General features: G+C 72.9%; 15 protein-coding genes. 4 read left to right on the forward strand and 11 right to left on the reverse strand.

Going from position 1 to position 17802, the window contains the following annotated elements:
- Positions 1-10: 10 nt before the first annotated feature.
- The 7 genes from DEF28_RS05835 to DEF28_RS05865 all read right to left on the reverse strand — a co-directional run bounded on the left by DEF28_RS05835 (position 11) and on the right by DEF28_RS05865 (position 6803).
- Positions 11-838, reverse strand: coding sequence for a peptidoglycan recognition protein family protein (locus DEF28_RS05835; RefSeq protein WP_114396202.1), 828 nt, complete (start codon positions 836-838; stop codon positions 11-13).
- Between the two features lie 175 nt (positions 839-1013).
- Positions 1014-1460 carry a 50S ribosomal protein L9 gene (rplI, locus tag DEF28_RS05840; protein WP_114396203.1) on the reverse strand — a complete coding sequence of 149 codons (447 nt, stop codon included), beginning with the start codon at positions 1458-1460 and terminating at the stop codon, positions 1014-1016.
- A 25-nt stretch (positions 1461-1485) separates the two neighbouring features.
- On the reverse strand, positions 1486-1722 hold the full coding sequence (gene rpsR / locus DEF28_RS05845; RefSeq protein WP_114396204.1) for a 30S ribosomal protein S18: 237 nt from the start codon (positions 1720-1722) through the stop codon (positions 1486-1488).
- Positions 1723-1795: 73 nt separating this feature from the next.
- Entirely contained in the window at positions 1796-2374 is a 579-nt protein-coding gene (locus DEF28_RS05850) for a single-stranded DNA-binding protein (protein WP_114396205.1), read from the reverse strand.
- A gap of 56 nt (positions 2375-2430) precedes the next feature.
- Positions 2431-2721, reverse strand: a complete 291-nt coding sequence (rpsF, locus tag DEF28_RS05855; protein ID WP_114396206.1) for a 30S ribosomal protein S6 — start codon at positions 2719-2721, stop codon at positions 2431-2433.
- 90 nt (positions 2722-2811) lie between these two features.
- On the reverse strand, positions 2812-4143 hold the full coding sequence (locus DEF28_RS05860) for a glycosyltransferase family 87 protein (RefSeq protein ID WP_233515117.1): 1332 nt from the start codon (positions 4141-4143) through the stop codon (positions 2812-2814).
- 38 nt (positions 4144-4181) lie between these two features.
- Positions 4182-6803, reverse strand: coding sequence for a transglycosylase domain-containing protein (locus tag DEF28_RS05865; protein ID WP_114396207.1), 2622 nt, complete (start codon positions 6801-6803; stop codon positions 4182-4184).
- Between the two features lie 1007 nt (positions 6804-7810).
- Here DEF28_RS05865 and DEF28_RS05870 point away from each other — a divergent pair.
- Positions 7811-8890, forward strand: a complete 1080-nt coding sequence (locus DEF28_RS05870) for an inositol-3-phosphate synthase (RefSeq protein WP_181874195.1) — start codon at positions 7811-7813, stop codon at positions 8888-8890.
- 158 nt (positions 8891-9048) lie between these two features.
- Positions 9049-10341: an MFS transporter gene (locus DEF28_RS05875; RefSeq protein WP_114396209.1), complete on the forward strand. Its 1293-nt coding sequence runs from the start codon at positions 9049-9051 to the stop codon at positions 10339-10341.
- Positions 10342-10781: 440 nt separating this feature from the next.
- Here the strand turns inward: DEF28_RS05875 and DEF28_RS05880 are convergent, their stop codons facing one another.
- On the reverse strand, positions 10782-11741 hold the full coding sequence (locus DEF28_RS05880; protein ID WP_114396210.1) for a helix-turn-helix transcriptional regulator: 960 nt from the start codon (positions 11739-11741) through the stop codon (positions 10782-10784).
- Positions 11742-11860: 119 nt separating this feature from the next.
- Here DEF28_RS05880 and DEF28_RS05885 point away from each other — a divergent pair, with 119 nt between their 5' ends.
- A complete protein-coding gene (locus DEF28_RS05885; protein ID WP_199493149.1) occupies positions 11861-12685 on the forward strand; it encodes an alpha/beta hydrolase in 825 nt (274 codons plus the stop codon).
- On the opposite strand, the gene DEF28_RS05890 is transcribed toward DEF28_RS05885, so the two are convergent.
- Together DEF28_RS05890 and DEF28_RS05895 are read right to left on the reverse strand one after the other, a co-directional pair.
- A complete protein-coding gene (locus DEF28_RS05890; RefSeq protein WP_114396211.1) occupies positions 12671-13291 on the reverse strand; it encodes a methylated-DNA--[protein]-cysteine S-methyltransferase in 621 nt (206 codons plus the stop codon). The genes DEF28_RS05885 and DEF28_RS05890 overlap by 15 nt on opposite strands.
- Positions 13292-13296: 5 nt before the next feature.
- Positions 13297-14781 carry an AlkA N-terminal domain-containing protein gene (locus tag DEF28_RS05895; protein ID WP_114396212.1) on the reverse strand — a complete coding sequence of 495 codons (1485 nt, stop codon included), beginning with the start codon at positions 14779-14781 and terminating at the stop codon, positions 13297-13299.
- 210 nt (positions 14782-14991) lie between these two features.
- Between DEF28_RS05895 and DEF28_RS05900 the strand changes: the two genes are divergently transcribed.
- Positions 14992-15633, forward strand: a complete 642-nt coding sequence (locus DEF28_RS05900; protein WP_114396213.1) for a LysE family translocator — start codon at positions 14992-14994, stop codon at positions 15631-15633.
- Between the two features lie 512 nt (positions 15634-16145).
- On the opposite strand, the gene DEF28_RS05915 is transcribed toward DEF28_RS05900, so the two are convergent.
- Entirely contained in the window at positions 16146-17639 is a 1494-nt protein-coding gene (locus DEF28_RS05915) for a CCA tRNA nucleotidyltransferase (RefSeq protein WP_114396215.1), read from the reverse strand.
- Positions 17640-17802: the final 163 nt, after the last annotated feature.

Below are 17802 nucleotides of genomic sequence, written 5' to 3' on the forward strand. Positions count from 1 at the left end.
TGGACCAGCGTCACACGGTGCGTTCGGCTCGGCTGAGAACCGGACCGTGGTAGTAGGGCGCGCGGCGTTCGCCGACGGGGACCTCGGGGTAGGCCGGCCAATCGGCCGCGGGGATCTCCGCCGGGCCCAGCTGGGCGAGCCGGGTCTCCAGCCGGGCGAGCCGGGCGCCGACGTCGGTACGCAGCTGCGGCAGCATCGCGTACAGCTCGTCGCCGGGGCAGACCGTCGCGTTGTAGTCCCGGTGTCCCACGATGGCCAGTGAGGGGTTGAGCCCGTAGGCCACGCACAGCCACGCGCACGTCTCGACCAGGGCGTTCAGCAGCTCGGTGGTCGGCAGCGCCGTCGTGTAGGTGCCCTCGTTCTCGATTCCGATGGTGTGCGAGTTGTGGTTGGCCGTGTGTGCTCCGACGACGTGCCGGCCGCGCCGGATCGCGGGCAGCGTGCCGTTGCGGCCCTCCATGACGACACCTCCCCGGCTGATGGTGAGGTGCTGGCCGGTGTCGTCCCAGCGGTTCGCGGTCATGTGGTAGCGCTGGATCGACCGCGACAGCGCGAACGCGTGCTCCACGGAGTAGTCGGTGCTGTTGGTGGTGGCCGTGTGGTGCACGACGATGTGGGTGGGTCCGTTGTCCAGCACCTTGGCCCTGCGCCGGTAGGCGCGTGCCCCCCAGTCCCGCCGGTTGAACACCGGGAACTCGGGGGCGGCGTGCACGGACGCCGCCAGCCCCAGGTCGATGGCGCCTCCGAGGATCACTCCGCCGGCCACCGCCATCGCCCCGCGAACCACGCTCCGTCTGCTGCACCCTCCGGGAGCCGCAGGTTGCTCATGAGTGGACATCCGGCCTCATCCTTCCAGTGGAGTAACAAGCCCACTGGCCAAGATAAGTGACAAACGGTGATCAAATGATTACGCAGCGCGACTTGGCGTGTCCCCAGCGGAACGACGGACGGTCCCGGCCCCCCAACCGGGGGACCGGGACCGTCCGGGTGATCGAAGCCAGGCGCTCGGCGGATCAGCCGCCGACGACCTCCAGCGCGATGGTGGCGCTCACCTCGGGGTGCAGCCGCACCTCGACCTTGTGCTCCCCCACCGACTTGATCGGGTTGCGGATCTCGATCCGGCGCTTGTCCACCTGCGGGCCGCCGGAGCTCTTGACCGCCTCGGCGACGTCGGCCGCGGTGACGGAGCCGAACAGCCGACCGGTGTCGCCGGCGCGCTGGACGAGCTTCACCTTGAGCCCGCCGAGCTGGCCGGCGATCTGCTTGGCGTCGTCCAGGTTGCGGATGTCCCGGGCCGCGCGGGCGCGGCGGATCGAGTCGATCTGCTTCTGCCCGCCGCGCGTCCACCGGATGGCGAACCCGCGCGGCAGCAGGTAGTTGCGGCCGTAACCGTCCTTCACCTCGACCACGTCGCCCGGGGCGCCGAGGCCATTGACCTCATGGGTCAGAATCAGCTTCACGACGAAAACCTCCCTCGGATCCCCGTTAGCGTGCGGTGCTGGTGTAGGGCAGCAGCGCCATCTCGCGGGCGTTCTTGATCGCCGTGGCGACGTCACGCTGGTGCTGGGTGCAGTTGCCGGTCACCCGACGCGCGCGGATCTTGCCGCGGTCGGAGATGAACTTGCGCAGCAGGATCGCGTCCTTGTAGTCGATGTAGGACAGCTTTTCCTGACAGAACAGGCAAACCTTCTTCTTCGGCTTGCGCGCTGCCGGCTTCGCCATCGTGGTGCTCCTTCGCAAGAGCCCCGGATCATCCGGGGATGGTCAGTTCGGACAGTTAACGAGTTTCGCGGGGCTAGAAGGGCGGTTCGTCGGAGTAGCCTCCGCCGCCGCCCCCGAAGCCGCCGCCACCGCCGCCGCCGGTGGCCCAGGGGTCGTCCGCGGGCGGCCCGGAACGGCCGCCCTGCTGGCCGCCGAAGCCGCCGCCCTGGTTGCCGTAGCCGCCACCGCCGCCGGCACCGAAACCACCGCCGCCGCCACCGCCGAAGCCGCCACCGGGGCCGCCCTGCCGCTGCGTCTTCGTCACCTTGGCGGTGGCGCTGCGCAGCGCGGGGCCGACCTCCTCGACCTCGACCTCGAAGACGGTGCGCTTCTCGCCTTCCTTGGTCTCATACGACCGCTGCTTGAGCCGGCCCTGCACGATGACGCGCATGCCGCGCTGCAGGCTCTCGGCCACGTTCTCCGCGTACTGCCGCCAGACGGAGCAGCTGAGGAACATGGACTCGCCGTCCCTCCACTCCCCGCTCTGGCGATCGAACTGACGCGGGGTCGAGGCCACGCGGAAGTTCGCTACCGCGGCCCCGCTGGGGGTGAACCGCAGCTCCGGGTCGTCGACAAGGTTGCCGACGAGCGTGATCTGAGTTTCGCCTGCCATTGGCTAGCTCCGGTTGGTGAGTCGGAAGGCACGTGCGGGGTGCGACGCCGGGAGCGTCAGTGCACCTCGGGGCGGAGGACCTTGGTGCGCAGGACGGCCTCGGTGAGGTTGAGCTGGCGGTCGAGCTCCTTGACCGTGGCAGGCGTGGCGGTGAGGTCGATCACCGCGTAGATGCCCTCGGCGTTCTTGGCGATGTCGTAGGCGAGACGGCGCTTGCCCCAGACGTCAACCTTCTCGACCGAGCCGCCGTCGTTGCGGACGACCCCGAGGAACTGCTCCAGCGACGGGGAAACCGTACGCTCGTCGAGGCTGGGGTCGAGGATGACCATGACTTCGTAACGACGCATAGGCGTTCGTACCTCCTCTGGACTGTCGCGGCCATGGTCTTTCCATGGCAGGAGGGCATTGAGCCAGACGAAAGCCAAGGCTACCAGCCGTCAAGGCCGGGAATCGCCGTTTCGCCGACAATCCACAACGATGAGGACACACATCATGACCAGCGTCGACAGCCGGCCGAGCGAGAGCACCGCGTAGGTCCCCGCTCCGATGCCCGCGGCGGTCGCCCCGGCCGGCTGCGTGACGAAGAGCAGGTACTGCCACACCCCCAGGATGTACCCGATCTCCGCGAGCTGCCAGAGCCCGTACACCGCCAACGCGGGCGCCGGGCGCACCGTGCGCGGCCAGGCGAGCGCGGCGAGCGGGAGCAGCCACAGCACGAACTGCGGCGACCACACCTTGTTCGTGACAAGGAAGGCCGCGACCACCAGGAACACCAGCTGCTCCAGCGGCGGCCGGCGCCGGGCGAGCAGGCCGAGCAGCGCGACACCGACGCACGCCAGCAGCAGGACCCCGGTGCCCAGCCGGTTCAGCAGCTCCAGGTCGGGGTTCGGCAGCAGGTCGGCCAGTCCCAGCAGGTAGTACACCGACCCCCAGTCGGCGCCGCGTTCCTGGCTGAACCGGAAGAAGGTCGCCCACCCCTCCGGAGCGGCCAGGTACACGGGCAGGTTCACCGCCCCCCAGGCCAGTGCGGCGCAGCCGAGCGTCCGCCCGAAGGCCCGCAGCGTGCCGGTGTTCCGCTCGCGGAGCAGGTCGCGCAGGGCCAGTACGAGGAGCGGGCCGAGGAAGAGCACCGGGTAGAACTTCGCGGCGACGGCCAGGCCGATCCAGACGCCGGCCCACCCGTGCCGGCCTTGTGCCTGGGCGACCAGCCCCGCGGTGGCCATCGCCACCGCCAGCAGGTCCCAGTTGATGAAGGCGGTGAGCAGCGCGGGCGGCGTCAGCGCCACGAACGCCCCGGCGGCGATCGCGGCCCGCCGGTCGAACGGGTCGCGGCCGCGCCGCCCGGCCAGGTAGCCCGTGCCCAGCACGACGCCCGCCAGGCAGAGCCCGAGGACCGCGGCGGTGGCGTCGAAGTAGCCGAGCCCTCGGGCCATCGGATCCGGCAGCCAGGAGACCGCTCCGGCCAGCAGGTACATGAGCACGCCGGTGAGGACCGGGTACTCCAGCGCGCGGTCGAGGTACGGGCGCACGCCGGCGTCGAGTTCGTCGCGGAAGTACAACGGGAACACGTCGCTGTAGCAGCCGTACTGGAACTGGGTGCCGTTCACCCACCCCTCGCCGAACCGGCACGGGTACTTGGCGAGGTAGCCGAGCACCGCGCCGACCAGGGCGAGGCCGAGCAGCGGCAGCCAGGGGACGGCGGAGGCGGACATACGCGAGGTGCCGGCGACGGAGTCGTCGCCGGCACCCGCCGGTTCACCATGAACCACGTGTCGATTCACTTCCTCGTCGGCACGGCCGCGGACCGTCAGTCGTTCTCGGTGCGTGCCGGCCGCTCGTCAGCGCTGTCGCCCCACCAGGGGTTGCCGGGCCCGGGATTATCGGGATCGCCCGGGTCCGGGCTCTCGGGGGTCTCCGGATCCTCGCAGCCCATGATCGGGTCGCAGCCGTCCGGCGGCGACTCCGGGTCGGAGGGCGATATCTCCGGCGACGGCGAGTTGGTCGGCTCGGGCGACTCCGGCACCTCCGGCGACTCCGACACCTCCGGCTCGGGGCTCGGGGACGGCTCCGGCGCGAAGTTCTGCTCGTTGCCGACCCAGGCCGGCTCGGGGAATTGCTCGACCGGCTCGCCCTCCAGCACCCGCATCATGAAGTTGCGCCAGATGGCCGCGGGGGTCCGGCTACCGTAGATCGCCTCCACGCCGGGGATCACCAGCTGCTGGCCGTCGCTGCGGTGCAGGCCGACCGCGGTGGACAGCTGCGGGGTGAACCCGACGAACCACGCCGACTTCGCCTCGTTGGAGGTACCGGTCTTGCCGGCCACCGGGCGGCCGGGGATCGCGGCGCTGGTGGCACCGCCGTCCTCGACCACCTGGCGCATCGCGTAGATGGAGTCCGCCGCGACGGCGGCGTCGAAGGCGCGCGCGCCTTCGAGCTGGTCGGCGTCGTTGGGCTCGATCACCTCTCCCTCGCGGTTGCGGACCTCGGTGACCATGTGCTGCGGGATGTGCACTCCGTTGTTGGCGAACGTGGCGTAGCCGGCCGCCTGGTCCAGCGCGGTGACCTGGTAGGTGCCCAGGGCGATGTTGGGGCCGAGTTCGGCGGTCTCGAACTGCGCGTCCGGGATGCCGGAGGCCCGCGCGGTGTCCACCACGTTCTCCGGGCCGACCTGGATGGCCAGCTCCACGAAGCTGGTGTTGATGGAGTGCGCGGTGGACTCGATCAGGTCGACGGTGCCGTAGGACTCGTTGCTGTCGTTCTGGATGGGGTCGGCGATACCGGGGAACTCCTGCGGGGAGTCGCCGTCGAAGGTGCTCCGCAGGCCGATGCCCTGGGTGAGTCCGGTGGCCAGCACGTAGGGCTTGAACGCCGAACCCGCCTGTCCCCGCTGGATCAGCGAGTTGTCGGCGTCGGTGAGCGCGTTGTCGCCGCCGTAGAAGCCCTTGATCTCCCCGGTCTTGGGGTCGACCGCGGCCAGGCCGAAGTTGGTCTCCTCGGGGGTGCCCTCGGGGACCTCCTCCTCGACCGCCTGGACGGCGGCGTCCATGTACTTCTGCTCCAGCGACGTCGTGACGGTGTAGCCGCCACCGGCCATCTGGTCGTCGGTGAGGTCGTAGCGGGCGCGCAGCTCCCGCTTCACGGCCTCGATGATGTAGCCGTTGTAGCCGGCGTAGTTGTCACCGGGCTCGTAGGGGACGGTCTCGGGGAACTCCAGCTGGTCGGCTTCCTCCCGCGGGATCCCGCGCTCGGGGTTGTCCTCGTACATCTCGACCATGCCGTTGACCGAGTACTCCCAGCGCTCGTGCAGGATGGCCTCCATCTCGGAGCCCTCCTGCACGTTCTCGAAGTTGCTCGGCTGCTGGATGATGGCGCCGATGAACGCGCCCTCGGCGGCGTCGAGGTCCTCGACGTTCTTGCCGAAGTACGCCTGCGACGCGGCCTGGATGCCGTAGGCGTTGCGGCCGAAGTAGATGGTGTTCAGGTACTGGGTGAGGATCTGGTCCTTGTCCAGCGACTGCTCCACCTTGAGCGAGATCAGGATCTCCTTGATCTTGCGGATGTAGGAGCGGTCCTGCGACAGGCCGTCGTAGTAGTTCCGCGCCATCTGCTGGGTGATGGTGGAACCACCGCCCGCGGAGCCGCCCGAGAGGATGGCACGGCCGAGGCCGGTCGGCGAGATGGCGGGGTCGTCGTAGAAGGTGCGCTGCTCGGAGCCGAGTACACCGTTGATGACGCTGTCCGAGAGCTGGTCGCTGGTCACCGGGATGCGGTTGACCTCACCGAACGTGGTGGCCTCGGCGTCGTCGGCGAACCGGATCGCGGTCGACGCGGTCTGGGCGTTGGCCTGGGTCTCCATGGCGTTGGGGTCGGGCAGGTTCGCGTAGGCGATGCCGAAGGCCACCACCGCCGCGACGAACCCGACGCCGCACACGACCAGGGCCGGCTTCCACGCCTTGGCGAAGAACCGGCGGACCGGACCGCGCTCGTCGATCTCCTCCTCGTCGCGGTCGGCGCGCCGGCGGCCGCCGGCGGCGCGGCGCGCTCCCTCGGACCTGGCACCGTGCGAGCCGGCGCGGCGGCGCCCACCGCGGCCCTCGTCGGCCCGGCGGGACCGGCGGGGCGGGGAGTCGTCGTCCTCGTCGTCGCGGGGACGGCGTCGCACGCCCTCGGCCGCGGCGGTCGCGGCGGCGGCGCGGCGGCGCGGCCGCTCGCGGTAGTCGTCGTCGTAGTCGTCCCGTGCCCGGCGCGGGCGACGCTCGCGGTCGTCGTCCCAGAAACCGTCTTCTTCCCTGGTCCTGCGGCGACCGGCAGCGCGCTCGTCCTCGGCGCGGCCCTGCGGACCGCGCCTGCCGCCGTTGCCGCGCGGGTCGCCGGCCGGGCCATCGGCCCGGCGGCGACCGCCAGCGCTCCGTCGTCTTTCGGTACTCACGCGTCCTCGTTACCTAGTGCTACGGCCGATCGGCCTTTCGACTGCGGGGAAGGGGCAGCGTATGCCCCGAGTGGCACAGATCCGACCATTGGTGAACAATGCGGCGATGCGGCCAGAGTGCCCCGGGGATGGGGGAATCGGGGGCGTTATAGAGACGCCTCACCCGCTCTGGGGGTTTTCCTCGTGAGTGGGAGAGTGGCCCCCGCTGCCGCGCGCTAGTGCTCCTCACTGTCCGTGCCGCCGGAGCGGCTGCTCCTCGTGCCTCCTCGATGAACTCCCGACCCCATGGTCGATGGACTGCTCGATATGCCGGCTCCACACCAGGTGGGTGAGAGAACCGTCACCCGCTCCCGCGCCGGCCGACTGCCGGCCAGGTGTGCGGGAACTTCCGCCGGGGTAGGGCAACTTCCGGCGCGGTTGCGTCGTCGTCGCTCCCTCCTGGCTCGTTCCGCCGGACGGCGGACCGTCCGGCCGCGGCCGGACGACGCACCCCGGTCCGCACCGGGGGTGGGGCCGCGACGAAAGCGATCGTTACGTTAGGGCGGTCGCGCTTTATAGCACAACCCAGCGCGAGCGTACCGCCCCGCGCGGCGCCCTCGGCCGGGATCACCGACCGCGAAGCCACGGGTGCCAGCGTACGGCGTGTCGACTGGCCGACGAGAGCCGGTCGCGGGGAAGTTCGGAGGGGTGCGCGTTCCACCTGCTCAGCTGAGCGTGATCGACATCACTCCCATGTCCGCCCGACCGTCCGAGGCCGGCCGCGAGGGAGTTCCCGGACGCGAAGAACCGCTTCGATAGAGTCATCAGCGTACAAACCACATGTAAATACCACGCTTCGCCCACCGGCGCCCGAAGGTGCCTTGGACGGCCGGTGGCGTCGCGAACCGCCCCGTCGTCCTGCCCGGCCGGCCCCGGTGCACGGCGGCGGTCCCGGTTCCGCCCCGCGGCGCACGCCGGTCGGCCGCGCCGCACAGGTGAAGACTGCAGACGAGAAGGAGCATGGGCCAATGGGTTCGGTACGCGTAGCCGTCGTGGGTGTGGGAAACTGCGCGGCCTCACTCGTGCAGGGCGTCCACTACTACCGGGACGCCGATCCTGGCTCCCGGGTCCCGGGTCTGATGCACGTCGAGTTCGGCCCCTACCATGTCCGCGACATCGAGTTCGTCGCGGCCTTCGACGTCGACGCCAAGAAAGTGGGCCAGGACCTCGCGGACGCGATCGGCGCGAGCGAGAACAACACCGTCAAGATCTGCGACGTCCCGCCGACCGGTGTCACCGTGCGGCGCGGCCCCACGTTCGACGGCCTGGGGCACTACTACCGCGAGACGATCGAGGAGTCCGCCGAGGACGCGGTCGACGTCGTGGCCGCCCTCAAGGCCGCCCGGGCCGACGTCCTCGTGAGCTACCTGCCGGTTGGGTCGGAGGAGGCCGACCGCTTCTACGCCCAGTGCGCGATCGACGCCGGCGTGGCCTTCGTCAACGCCCTTCCGGTGTTCATCGCCTCCGACCCGGAGTGGGCACGCAAGTTCACCGACGCGGGCGTGCCCATCGTCGGCGACGACATCAAGTCCCAGGTCGGCGCGACCATCACGCACCGGGTGCTGTCCAAGCTGTTCGAGGACCGCGGGGTCGTGGTGGACCGCACGTACCAGCTGAACTTCGGCGGCAACATGGACTTCAAGAACATGCTGGAGCGGGAACGCCTGGAGTCCAAGAAGGTCTCCAAGACCCAGTCGGTCACCTCCCAGATCCCGCACGAGCTGAAGGCGGGCTCGGTGCACATCGGCCCGTCCGACCACGTCCCGTGGCTCGACGACCGCAAGTGGGCCTACGTCCGGCTGGAGGGCCGCGCGTTCGGGGATGTGCCGCTGAACCTGGAGTACAAGCTGGAGGTCTGGGACTCCCCCAACTCCGCGGGCATCATCATCGACGCCATCCGCGCGGCGAAGATCGCGAAGGACCGCGGGATCGGGGGCCCCATCCTCTCGGCGTCCTCCTACTTCATGAAGTCGCCGCCGCGCCAGTACAGCGACAGCGAGGCCCACGACCTGGTCGAGCGGTTCATCGCCGGCGAGGTCGAGAGCTGAGCCGCTGAGCCTGCGGGCTGCCACCTCGACAGGTCGCCCCGCCGACGTGGCGGTATATCGACGTACCGCCACGTCGGCGCACCGCGGCCGCGTCCCGGCACCGGCGGGCCCCGCTTCCGTTTCACGTGAAACCCCGGGCCCGGGCCTACCCTGGCGGGGTGTCCTTCCACCGAGATCTCCGCGACGTGCTCCGGGGCCCCCGGTTCCGCCGGCTGTTCGGCACCCGGGTGGTGTCGCAGTGCGCCGACGGGATGTACCAGGCCGGTCTGGCCGGTTACGTCTTCTTCTCCCCGGAGCAGCACACCACCGCGGGCGCGGTGGCCGGGGCGTTCGCCGCGCTGCTGCTGCCGTTCTCCGTGGTCGGGCCGTTCGCCGGCGTCTTCATCGACCGCTGGTCCCGCCGGCAGGTGCTCGTGGTCGCGGCGGCGGTGAAGACCGCACTCGCGGTTCTCACGGCCGCCCTTGTGGCCACCGGCGCCGACGGGCCCGCATTCCTGCTGGCGGCGCTGTGCCTGCTGAGCGTCAACCGGTTCTTCCTCGCCGCGCTCTCGGCCGCGCTGCCGCACGTGGTGCCCGCGGACCGGCTCATGATGGCGAACGCGGTCACGCCCACCTGCGGGACGTTCGCGAGCTTCCTCGGCGCGGGGCTCGGCGCGGGACTGCGGCTCCTCGGTGGTGAGGGGCCGGGCGGTACCGCGCTGATCCTGCTGGCCGCGGGCGGCGGGTTCACCGCGGCCGCCCTGACAGCCCTGACGCTGCGCCGCACGGAACTGGGCCCCGACCTCACCGGTGAGCCTCCCGAGGTCCGCGCGGCGGTCCGGCGGGTGCTGGCCGGCCTCGCCGACGGCCTCCGGCACGTCTGGCGGCACCGGACCGCCGCCGGCGCTCTCGCCACCATCGGCGGGCACCGCTTCCTCTACGGCGTCTCGACCATCATGACGCTGCTGCTGTACAACAACACCTTCACCTCCGGCGGGGTGGCCGGTTTCGCCGGCTTCTCGGTCACGCTGGCGACATCGGCGGCGGGCTACGCCCTGGGCGCGGTGGCCACGCCGTGGGCCACCGCGCGGATCCGCACCGAGACCTGGATCGCCGGCCTCCTGGGATCCGGCTGTGTCGCGCTGCTGCTCTTCGGGCTGCCCTTCTCCCCCGCGCTGTTCCCGGTGGCCGGGTTCGCCCTCGGGGTGGTCTCGCAGGGGGTGAAGGTCTCGGTCGACACGCTGGTACAGCGACATGTCGACGACGCGTACCGGGGGCGCGTCTTCTCCTGCTACGACATGCTCTTCAACGCCGCGTTCGTGGCCGCGGCGGGCGTGGCGGCGCTGGTGGTCCCGCCGTCGGGGGTGTCGGCCGCCGCGGTGCTCGGTATGGCGGCCGGCTACGCGGCGCTGAGCGCCGCCTGGCTGCCACGCGCCCGGCGGGCCCTCCGGCCGGCCGCCCCCGCGACGTGATCCGCGCCGAGCCGGACCCGTCGACCGCGCCCCCGACCGCCGACCACGGTCGGCGAGGCGGTCGCCACGACCACCGCTGCCGGGCCACGGAGTCGCCCCCGAGCTCGCCCCCCGGCTCATGTGCCTGTTCCTCCGAGCCCGGCGGCCGCGTCCCCGGTCGGCCGCTGGCGGCGCGTCCCGCTGCGCGGAGCTTCTGACGCGCGGATCGGTGCCCCGGGGCAGCACACCGCGGCACCGGAAGCCCAAGCGTCGGGGTCCGCCGCCGTAGGCGCGCCGGCCCCGCCGCGGCACGTGCGGCGGCACCGCGCGGTCTGGGAAACCCGGGGAACGAGGAAACGCTGATCCGCCGGCCGCGGCTGGCCGGCGCCGAGCACGCCCGTCGGGACCGCGGTGCTGCGTGCCCGGTGGGCCCGGACTCCCCCGCCGCCGCGGCGACCGCGTCACTGCCCCGGCCGGGCGGCGGCGGCGAGCCGGGCCGCCAGAGCCGCCAGTTCGGTCCGCAGTTCGTCGGGGCGGCGCACCTCGAAGGGCAGACCCGTCCCGGCGAGCATGCGGGCCACCCCGGCCAGGCTCTCGGCACGGGCGCGCAGCACGACGCCGTCGCTGGTCTCCGCCAGGGTCGCCACCGCCGCGGGCACCTCGCGGCGCGCCTCGGCCAGGGTCGCGCGCAGCACCACCTCCACCTCCCAGGTGTAGGGGGTGGTGGCGAGCCCCTCCACCACCTCGGCCGTCGGGTCCAGGCCTTCGGGCGGCGTGAACGACTCCGCCGCGGCCGTCGCCGAGAGCACGCGGTCCAGCCGGAAGGTGCGCCGTTCGGCCCGGTGGTGGTCGTGTGCGCGCAGATACCAGCGGCCGGCGTGGAAGACGATGCCGTACGGATCGACGTCGCGCTCGCTCTCAGCCCCGCTCCACGAGCGGTAGCGGAGTACGACCCGGGTCCGGGAGCGGACCGCGGCGCCCAGCGTCAGGAGGACGTCGGCACCGGCCGCCGCGGCCGGCCGCGCGGGCACGGTGAAGGCGATGGTGTCGCGGACGGACCGCACCCGGTCCCGCAGGCCGGCCGGCAGCATCCGTTCGAGTTTGGCCAGCGCGGTCGCCGCCGCCGGTGAGCTCGTGGCCAGTCCCAGCCGCTCGCCGGCCAGCAGCCCGAGGACGACCGCCACGGCCTCGTCGTCGGTGAGCATCAGCGGCGGCAGCCGGTAGCCGGGCAGCAGCCGGTAGCCGCCGTACCGGCCGCGGGCGGCCTCGACCGGGATGCCCAGATCGGTCAGCCGGGCGGCGTAGCGGCGCAGCGTCCGCTCGTCGACGTCGAGGCGCCGGGCCAGTTCCCGCCCGGTCAGGCCGGGCCGGGATTGGAGCAGCTCCAGGAGCGCGAGGACGCGCGTGACCGGGTGTGTCATGGATCACTTCCGTATACCGGGCGGGTTCTGTCCGGTTTTAATCCTAGATTCCAGGTGTCGCCTGAAACGGCCCGTCCCGGCGCCGAGAGCCGGCGGACCGAGCACGATGGAGGATCGCAATGACGGATGAACTGCTGCCGAACGCCCGCACCGGGGTCGCGGCCGGAGTGCCCTACGTGGCCCTGCCGCCGGCCGGCGGAGCGCGGTCGGCGCCGCTGGTCGCGGTCTGGCACATGATGGACGCGCCGCGGACGGAGACGGCGATGGCGGCGGCGCTCCCCCTCGCGGAGCTGGCCGCGTGGCGCGTGTACCTCGGGCTGCCGATGCACGGCTCGCGGCAGCCGGCCGGAGAGGCGGGACCCGACGACGCGGCCTTCCCGGACCCGCTGCTCGACATCGTCGCGCCGGTGGTGCGGGGGGCGGCCGCCGAGTTCCCGGCCGCGCTCGCCGAGCTGCGCACGGTGCTGCCGGTGACCGACGGCCCGGTCGGCCTGGTCGGCGCGTCGGCCGGTGCGGCGGTGGCCCTGGAGGTCCTGGCCGCCGGCGCTATTCCGGTGGCCGCGGCGGCGCTGGTCAACCCGGCCGTCACGGCGCGCGCCGTCATCGGCGTCGGGGAGCGCGCCTTCGGCATGCGCTACCCGTGGACCGAGGAGTCCCGGGCCGTCGCGGACCGGCTCGACTTCGTGGCGCGCGCGGGCGAGATCGCCCGGCACCACCCCGAGGCCCCCTGCTGCTGGTCGGCGGAGCGGACGACGCCGCGGAGTTCCGGACCGACCTCGCGGCGTTCGCCGACGCCCTGGCGGGGCAGCGCACCGCCGCGGACCCCGTCGGGGTGGTGGAGGTTCCCGGGCTCGCCCACGCGCTCGCCGAGGAGCCGGGTGTGGCCCCTGCTCCCGCCATCCCGGCCGCGGCACGGGTCGACGCGGCCGTCACCCAGTGGCTGAGCCGGGCGCTGCCGTCCTGGCCGTAGAGCGCTCCAGCCGGAGCAGCCGCTCCTTCCGGGGCAGCCCGCCGCCGTAGCCGGTGAGGGCGCCGTTGGCCCCGATCACCCGGTGGCACGGGACGATGATCGAGATCGGATTGCGCCCGTTCGCCATGCCCACCGCCCGCGAGGCGGTGGGCCGGCCGAGCCGGGCCGCGATCTCGCCGTAGCTCGTGGTCCGCCCGTACGGGATCGTGGTCAGCGTCCGCCACACCCGCAGCTGGAACGGGGTGCCGCTCGGCGCGAGCGGAACCGAGAACTCCCGGAGTTCCCCCGCGAAGTAGGCGGCGAGCTGCCGCTTCGTCTCGGCGAACGCTCCGTCGTCGCGCCGCCAGTCCGCGGCGGTCCGCTCCCATCCCGCCTCCGGCCGCATGTACAGGCCGGTCAGGGCGGCGCCGTCACCGGTGAGGAGGATCTCGCCAATCGGCGAGGGCAGGAGGGTGTACCGGGTCGGGCCGGCCTCGGGCGCGGCGAACTCCACCGCCGCGACCTCCTCGGGCTCGGACGCGGTGACCGCCAGCGGCAGCGCGTCCTGGACCGCGACGGGCGGCCGGGTGTGGGTCGGCATATCGGTCAACTCCTCATGGCCGGAACTCGGGAGGCTGCGGCGCGGCCGTCCGGCTGCGGGACCGCCCACACGTGCTGCATGGCGTAGGACCGCCAGGGCCGCCACGACTCCGCGAGGGCGGTCGCCGCGGCCGGGGCGCCGTCGCGGCCCAGGCGCTCCAGGCCGCGCCGGATGCCCAGGTCGGTCGGTAGGAAGACATCGGGGTCGCCGAGCGCCCGCATGCGGATGTAGCCGGCGGTCCACGGACCGATCCCGGGAAGCTCGGTGAGCCGTGCCTCGCTCTCGTCCCGGTCCGCGCCGGGGCCGAGGTCGACGGCGCCGGAGGCGAGGGCGTCGGTGAGGGCCAGCAGGGCGCGCCGCCGCGCGGCCGGCATCGGAAGGTCGTCCGGATCCGCCTCGGCCAGCGCCGCCGCGGTCGGGAAGGCATGGGTGAGGGACCCGGTCGGCGCCGTGAGCGGCTTGCCGTACCGGGCGGTGAGCCGGCCGGCGACGGTCCGCGCACCGGCGACCGAGACCTGCTGCCCCAGCACCGCCCGCACAGCGATCTCGGCCGGATCGACCGCGCCCGGCACCCTGCGGCCCGGCGCGGCGGCGACCAGCGGCGCGAGCGCCGCGCAGCCGGCCAGCCGCGCGTCCACGGCCACGGGGTCCGCGTCGAGGTCGAGCAGCTGCCGGCTCCGCTCGACGGCGGCGCCCAGGTCGCGCAGGTCGTCCAGCCGCAGGGTGCACCACACATACCCGTCACCGCCGGACAGCTCCACGATGCCGGTGCAGTGCGGCAGCGCGAGCACTCGGCGGTACCGGCCGCCCGTGTACTCCTCCACACCCGGAACGGCACGGGCGGCGAGGTAGCCGAACAGCAGGTCGAGGTCGATCGGCGGGCGGTAGGGCAGGCGCAGCGTGATCACGCCGGTCGGTCCGGCCGCGCGGTGCCGGCCCGCGCGGCGCCGGAGCTCGGTGGGGCTGTGCGCGAACACCCGCCGCACGGTGTCGTTGAACTGCCGGATGCTCGCGAAGCCGGCGCCGAACGCCACCTCGGAGATCGGGAGGCCGGTCGTCTCCAGCAGCACCCGGGCGGTCTGGGCGCGCCGCGCCCGGGCGAGCGCGAGCGGCCCCACCCCGACCTCGGCGACCAGCAGCCGGTTGAGCTGGCGCTCGCTGTAGCCGAGGGCGGCCGCGAGACCGCTCACGCCGTCGCGGTCGACGGCACCGTCAGCGATCAGCCGCATGGCGCGGCCGACCACGTCAGCGCGGACGTTCCACTCCGGCGACCCCGGGGCGGCGTCGGGCCGGCACCGCTTGCAGGCACGGAAGCCGGCGGCCTGGGCGGCGGCGGACGTGGGGAAGAACCGGGTGTTCTCCCGCCTGGGCGTGACCGCCGGGCAGCTCGGGCGGCAGTAGATGCCGGTGCTCGTCACCGCGACGTAGAACCACCCGTCGAACCGGGCGTCCTTGCTGCTCATCGCCCGGTAGCAGTGCTCGTCGTCCATCACGCCTCCCATCCTCGCCCATGACCCAAGGGCGGTACTGGCGGATTTCGGACATGGACGTCAGCCGCCCCGCGACCGCGCACCGGGTAGGCGATATGCCGGTCTGTGGACACACCGCCGTGTCGACCGGTCGACACGGCACCAGGTCGACATACCGCACACCGCGGCGGTTCCCGCCTCGCTATGCTCCACTCCGGACAAGGAGGAGCCATGCCTACACCCACCACGCTACTCGCCTTCTCAGTGGCCTCCCTCGTGATCGTGCTGATCCCCGGGCCGAGCGTGCTGTTCGTCCTCAGCCGCGCCATGGTGGCGGGCCGCCGGACGGCGCTGCGGACCGCGGTGGGCAACGGCCTCGGCGGGATGGTCCCGGTGCTGACGGTGGCCGTCGGGCTCGGCGCGCTCGTCACCCGGTTCGCGCCGCTCTTCACGGCGGTCAAGCTGGCGGGAGCGGCGTACCTGGTCTACCTGGGGGTGCAGGCGATCCGGCACCGGCACCAGCTGGCCGAGTCGCTGGACGCCGCGCCGGAAGCGGCCGTCCGGCCCGGCCGCGCGGTCTGGGACGGCTTCGTCGTCGGGGCCACGAATCCGAAGACCCTGGTCTTCTTCGTGGCGGTGCTCCCGCAGTTCGTCGATCCCGCCGCCGGCCAGGCGTCGCTGCAGATGCTCGTACTCGGCACACTGGCCGTCGCCATCGGCGTGGCCTCCGACAGCTGCTACGCGCTGCTGGTCGGCACCGTACGGGGCTGGTTCGTCCGGGCGCCACGCCGGATGGCGATGACCGGTGCGGTCTCCGGGATGCTCATGATCGGACTGGGGGCGCAGTTCGCGCTCACGGGACGCCGGGCCTAGGCATGTCGTCCGGAGAGGTCGGTGACGCGGCTGGCTGAGGTGTGGCCGCTGATTCCGGTGCGGGGTCGGTGGCAGGTGCGCCAGTCCAGCCAGTCAGGAACGGGAACGCTGCCTGGCGTGCGGTTTCTGGGGTGCGGGGCCGCTGGCGGGCCCGGGCGCCGGTCAGGCGCGCCGCTCAGCGCCGGCTTTCCGCGCCCCGGCGGCGCGCCGCCTGGCGGGCGCGGATCCGCGCCGCGGTCAGGCGCGTGTGGGGACGGCGGTCCGCGGTCCCCGGCCTGGCCGCGGACCCCTGCGTAAGGCCCGGGGCCGGCGCGGCTTGCGCGCCCTTCGGGAGGACCACCTCGGTCTTGGGCTCGTCGTCCGCCATCGCGCTGCCTGCCTCTCTGCCGAAGGTGAGGGGGCGGCGTCCGCCGCCGGGCGACCGCCGCCGCGGGCGCGGACGCGCCCGCTTCCCCTGGGACGCGGCGGGGCCGCGGCCGGTTCCACTTCGGAGACGGCCCCCGGCGCGCCCGCTACTCGGCGTGCTCCTGCGCCCAGCGCCGCAGCTCCGCCGCCGCGGCCTCCTTCTCCATCGGGCCGTTCTCCAGGCGCAGCTCCAGCAGGAACCGCCACGCCTTGCCGACCAGCGGGCCGGGCGGGATGCCGAGGATCTCCTGGATCTCGTTGCCGTCGAGGTCCGGGCGGATCTGGTTGAGCTCCTCCTCCTCGGCCAGCCGCTGGATGCGCCGCTCGATGTCGTCGTAGGCCCGGGCCAGCGCGGCGGCCTTGCGGCGGTTGCGGGTCGTGCAGTCGGCACGGGTGAGGACGTGCAGCCGTTCCAGCAGCGGTCCGGCGTCGCGGGCGTACCGGCGCACCGCCGAGTCGGTCCACTCGCCCTTGCCGTACCCGTGGAACCGCAGGTGCAGGGCGACCAGCTTGCCGACGTCGGCCACCACGTCCTTCGGGAAGCGGAGGGCGCCGAGGCGGCTCCGGCTCATCGACGCGCCCACCACCTCGTGGTGGTGGAAGGTCACCCGCCCGCCGTCCTCGAACGCGCGGGTCTTGGGCTTGCCGACATCGTGCAGCAGCGCGGCGAGCCGCAGCACGAGGTCCGGCCGCATCCCGCGCCGCTTCTCCAGCTCGATGGCCTGGTCGAGGACGGTCAGCGAGTGCTCGTAGACGTCCTTGTGACGGTGGTGCTCGTCGATCTCCAACCGAAGCTTGGGGATCTCGGGCAGGACGTGCCGCGCGATGCCGAGGTCGACCATGAGCTCGATGCCGGCCCGCGGGTCCGGGCTGAGCATCAGTTTGGTGAGCTCGTCCCGGACGCGCTCGGCGGAGACGATCGTCAACCGCTCGGCCATCGCCGCCGCCGCCTCGCGGACCTCGGGAGCGAGAGTGAAGCCGAGTTGGGCGGCGAACCGCACGGCACGCATGATCCGCAGCGGGTCGTCGTTGAAGGAGTCCTCCGGGCGGCCCGGGGTGCGCAGCACGCCGGCCGCGAGGTCGGACAGACCGCCGAAGGGGTCGACGAACTCGTGGCCGGGGAGCCGGGCGGCCATCGCGTTGACCGTGAAGTCGCGCCGCTCCAGGTCGGCGTGCAGCGAGTCGCCGTAGCTGACGTCGGGCTTGCGGGACTTCGGCTGGTAGGACTCGCTGCGGTAGGTGGTGATCTCCAGCTGCTGGCCGCCCTTGCGCAGCCCCACCGTGCCGAAGTCGATCCCGACCGTCCAGACGGCGTCCGCCCAGCCCTCCACGAGTTCGAGGATGCGCTGCGGGACGGCGTCGGTGGTGAGGTCCAGGTCCTGCGACGGCCGGCCGAGCAGGGCGTCACGCACCGGACCGCCCACAATGGCCAGCTCGTGGCCGCCGTCGGCGAACCGCTGCCCCAACTCGCCCGTGATGGGGTCGACCGCGCTCAGCAGCGCGCCGATCGACGCGCGCTGCTCGTCGGCCAGCCCGACCTCGCCGCCGTCGGCACCGGTGGAACGGCTGGGGTCCTGCCCGGAAAACACACTGTTCGGCACAGGCACAGAGGTTAGGTGGCCGGGCGGTCTCGTGCGAATCGATGGCGTCCCGGCCCGACCCGAGTCCGACGCATCCGTGGTACCCGCCACCCGGCGCCGCGCGAATCGACGGGCATCCGGTACCCGCCGAGTCGAGAACTCTTCGGATGACCGCGGCCGAAGC

The organism is Marinitenerispora sediminis, from assembly GCF_003336425.1.
In the GTDB taxonomy this organism is placed as follows: Bacteria; Actinomycetota; Actinomycetes; order Streptosporangiales; family Streptosporangiaceae; genus Marinitenerispora; species Marinitenerispora sediminis.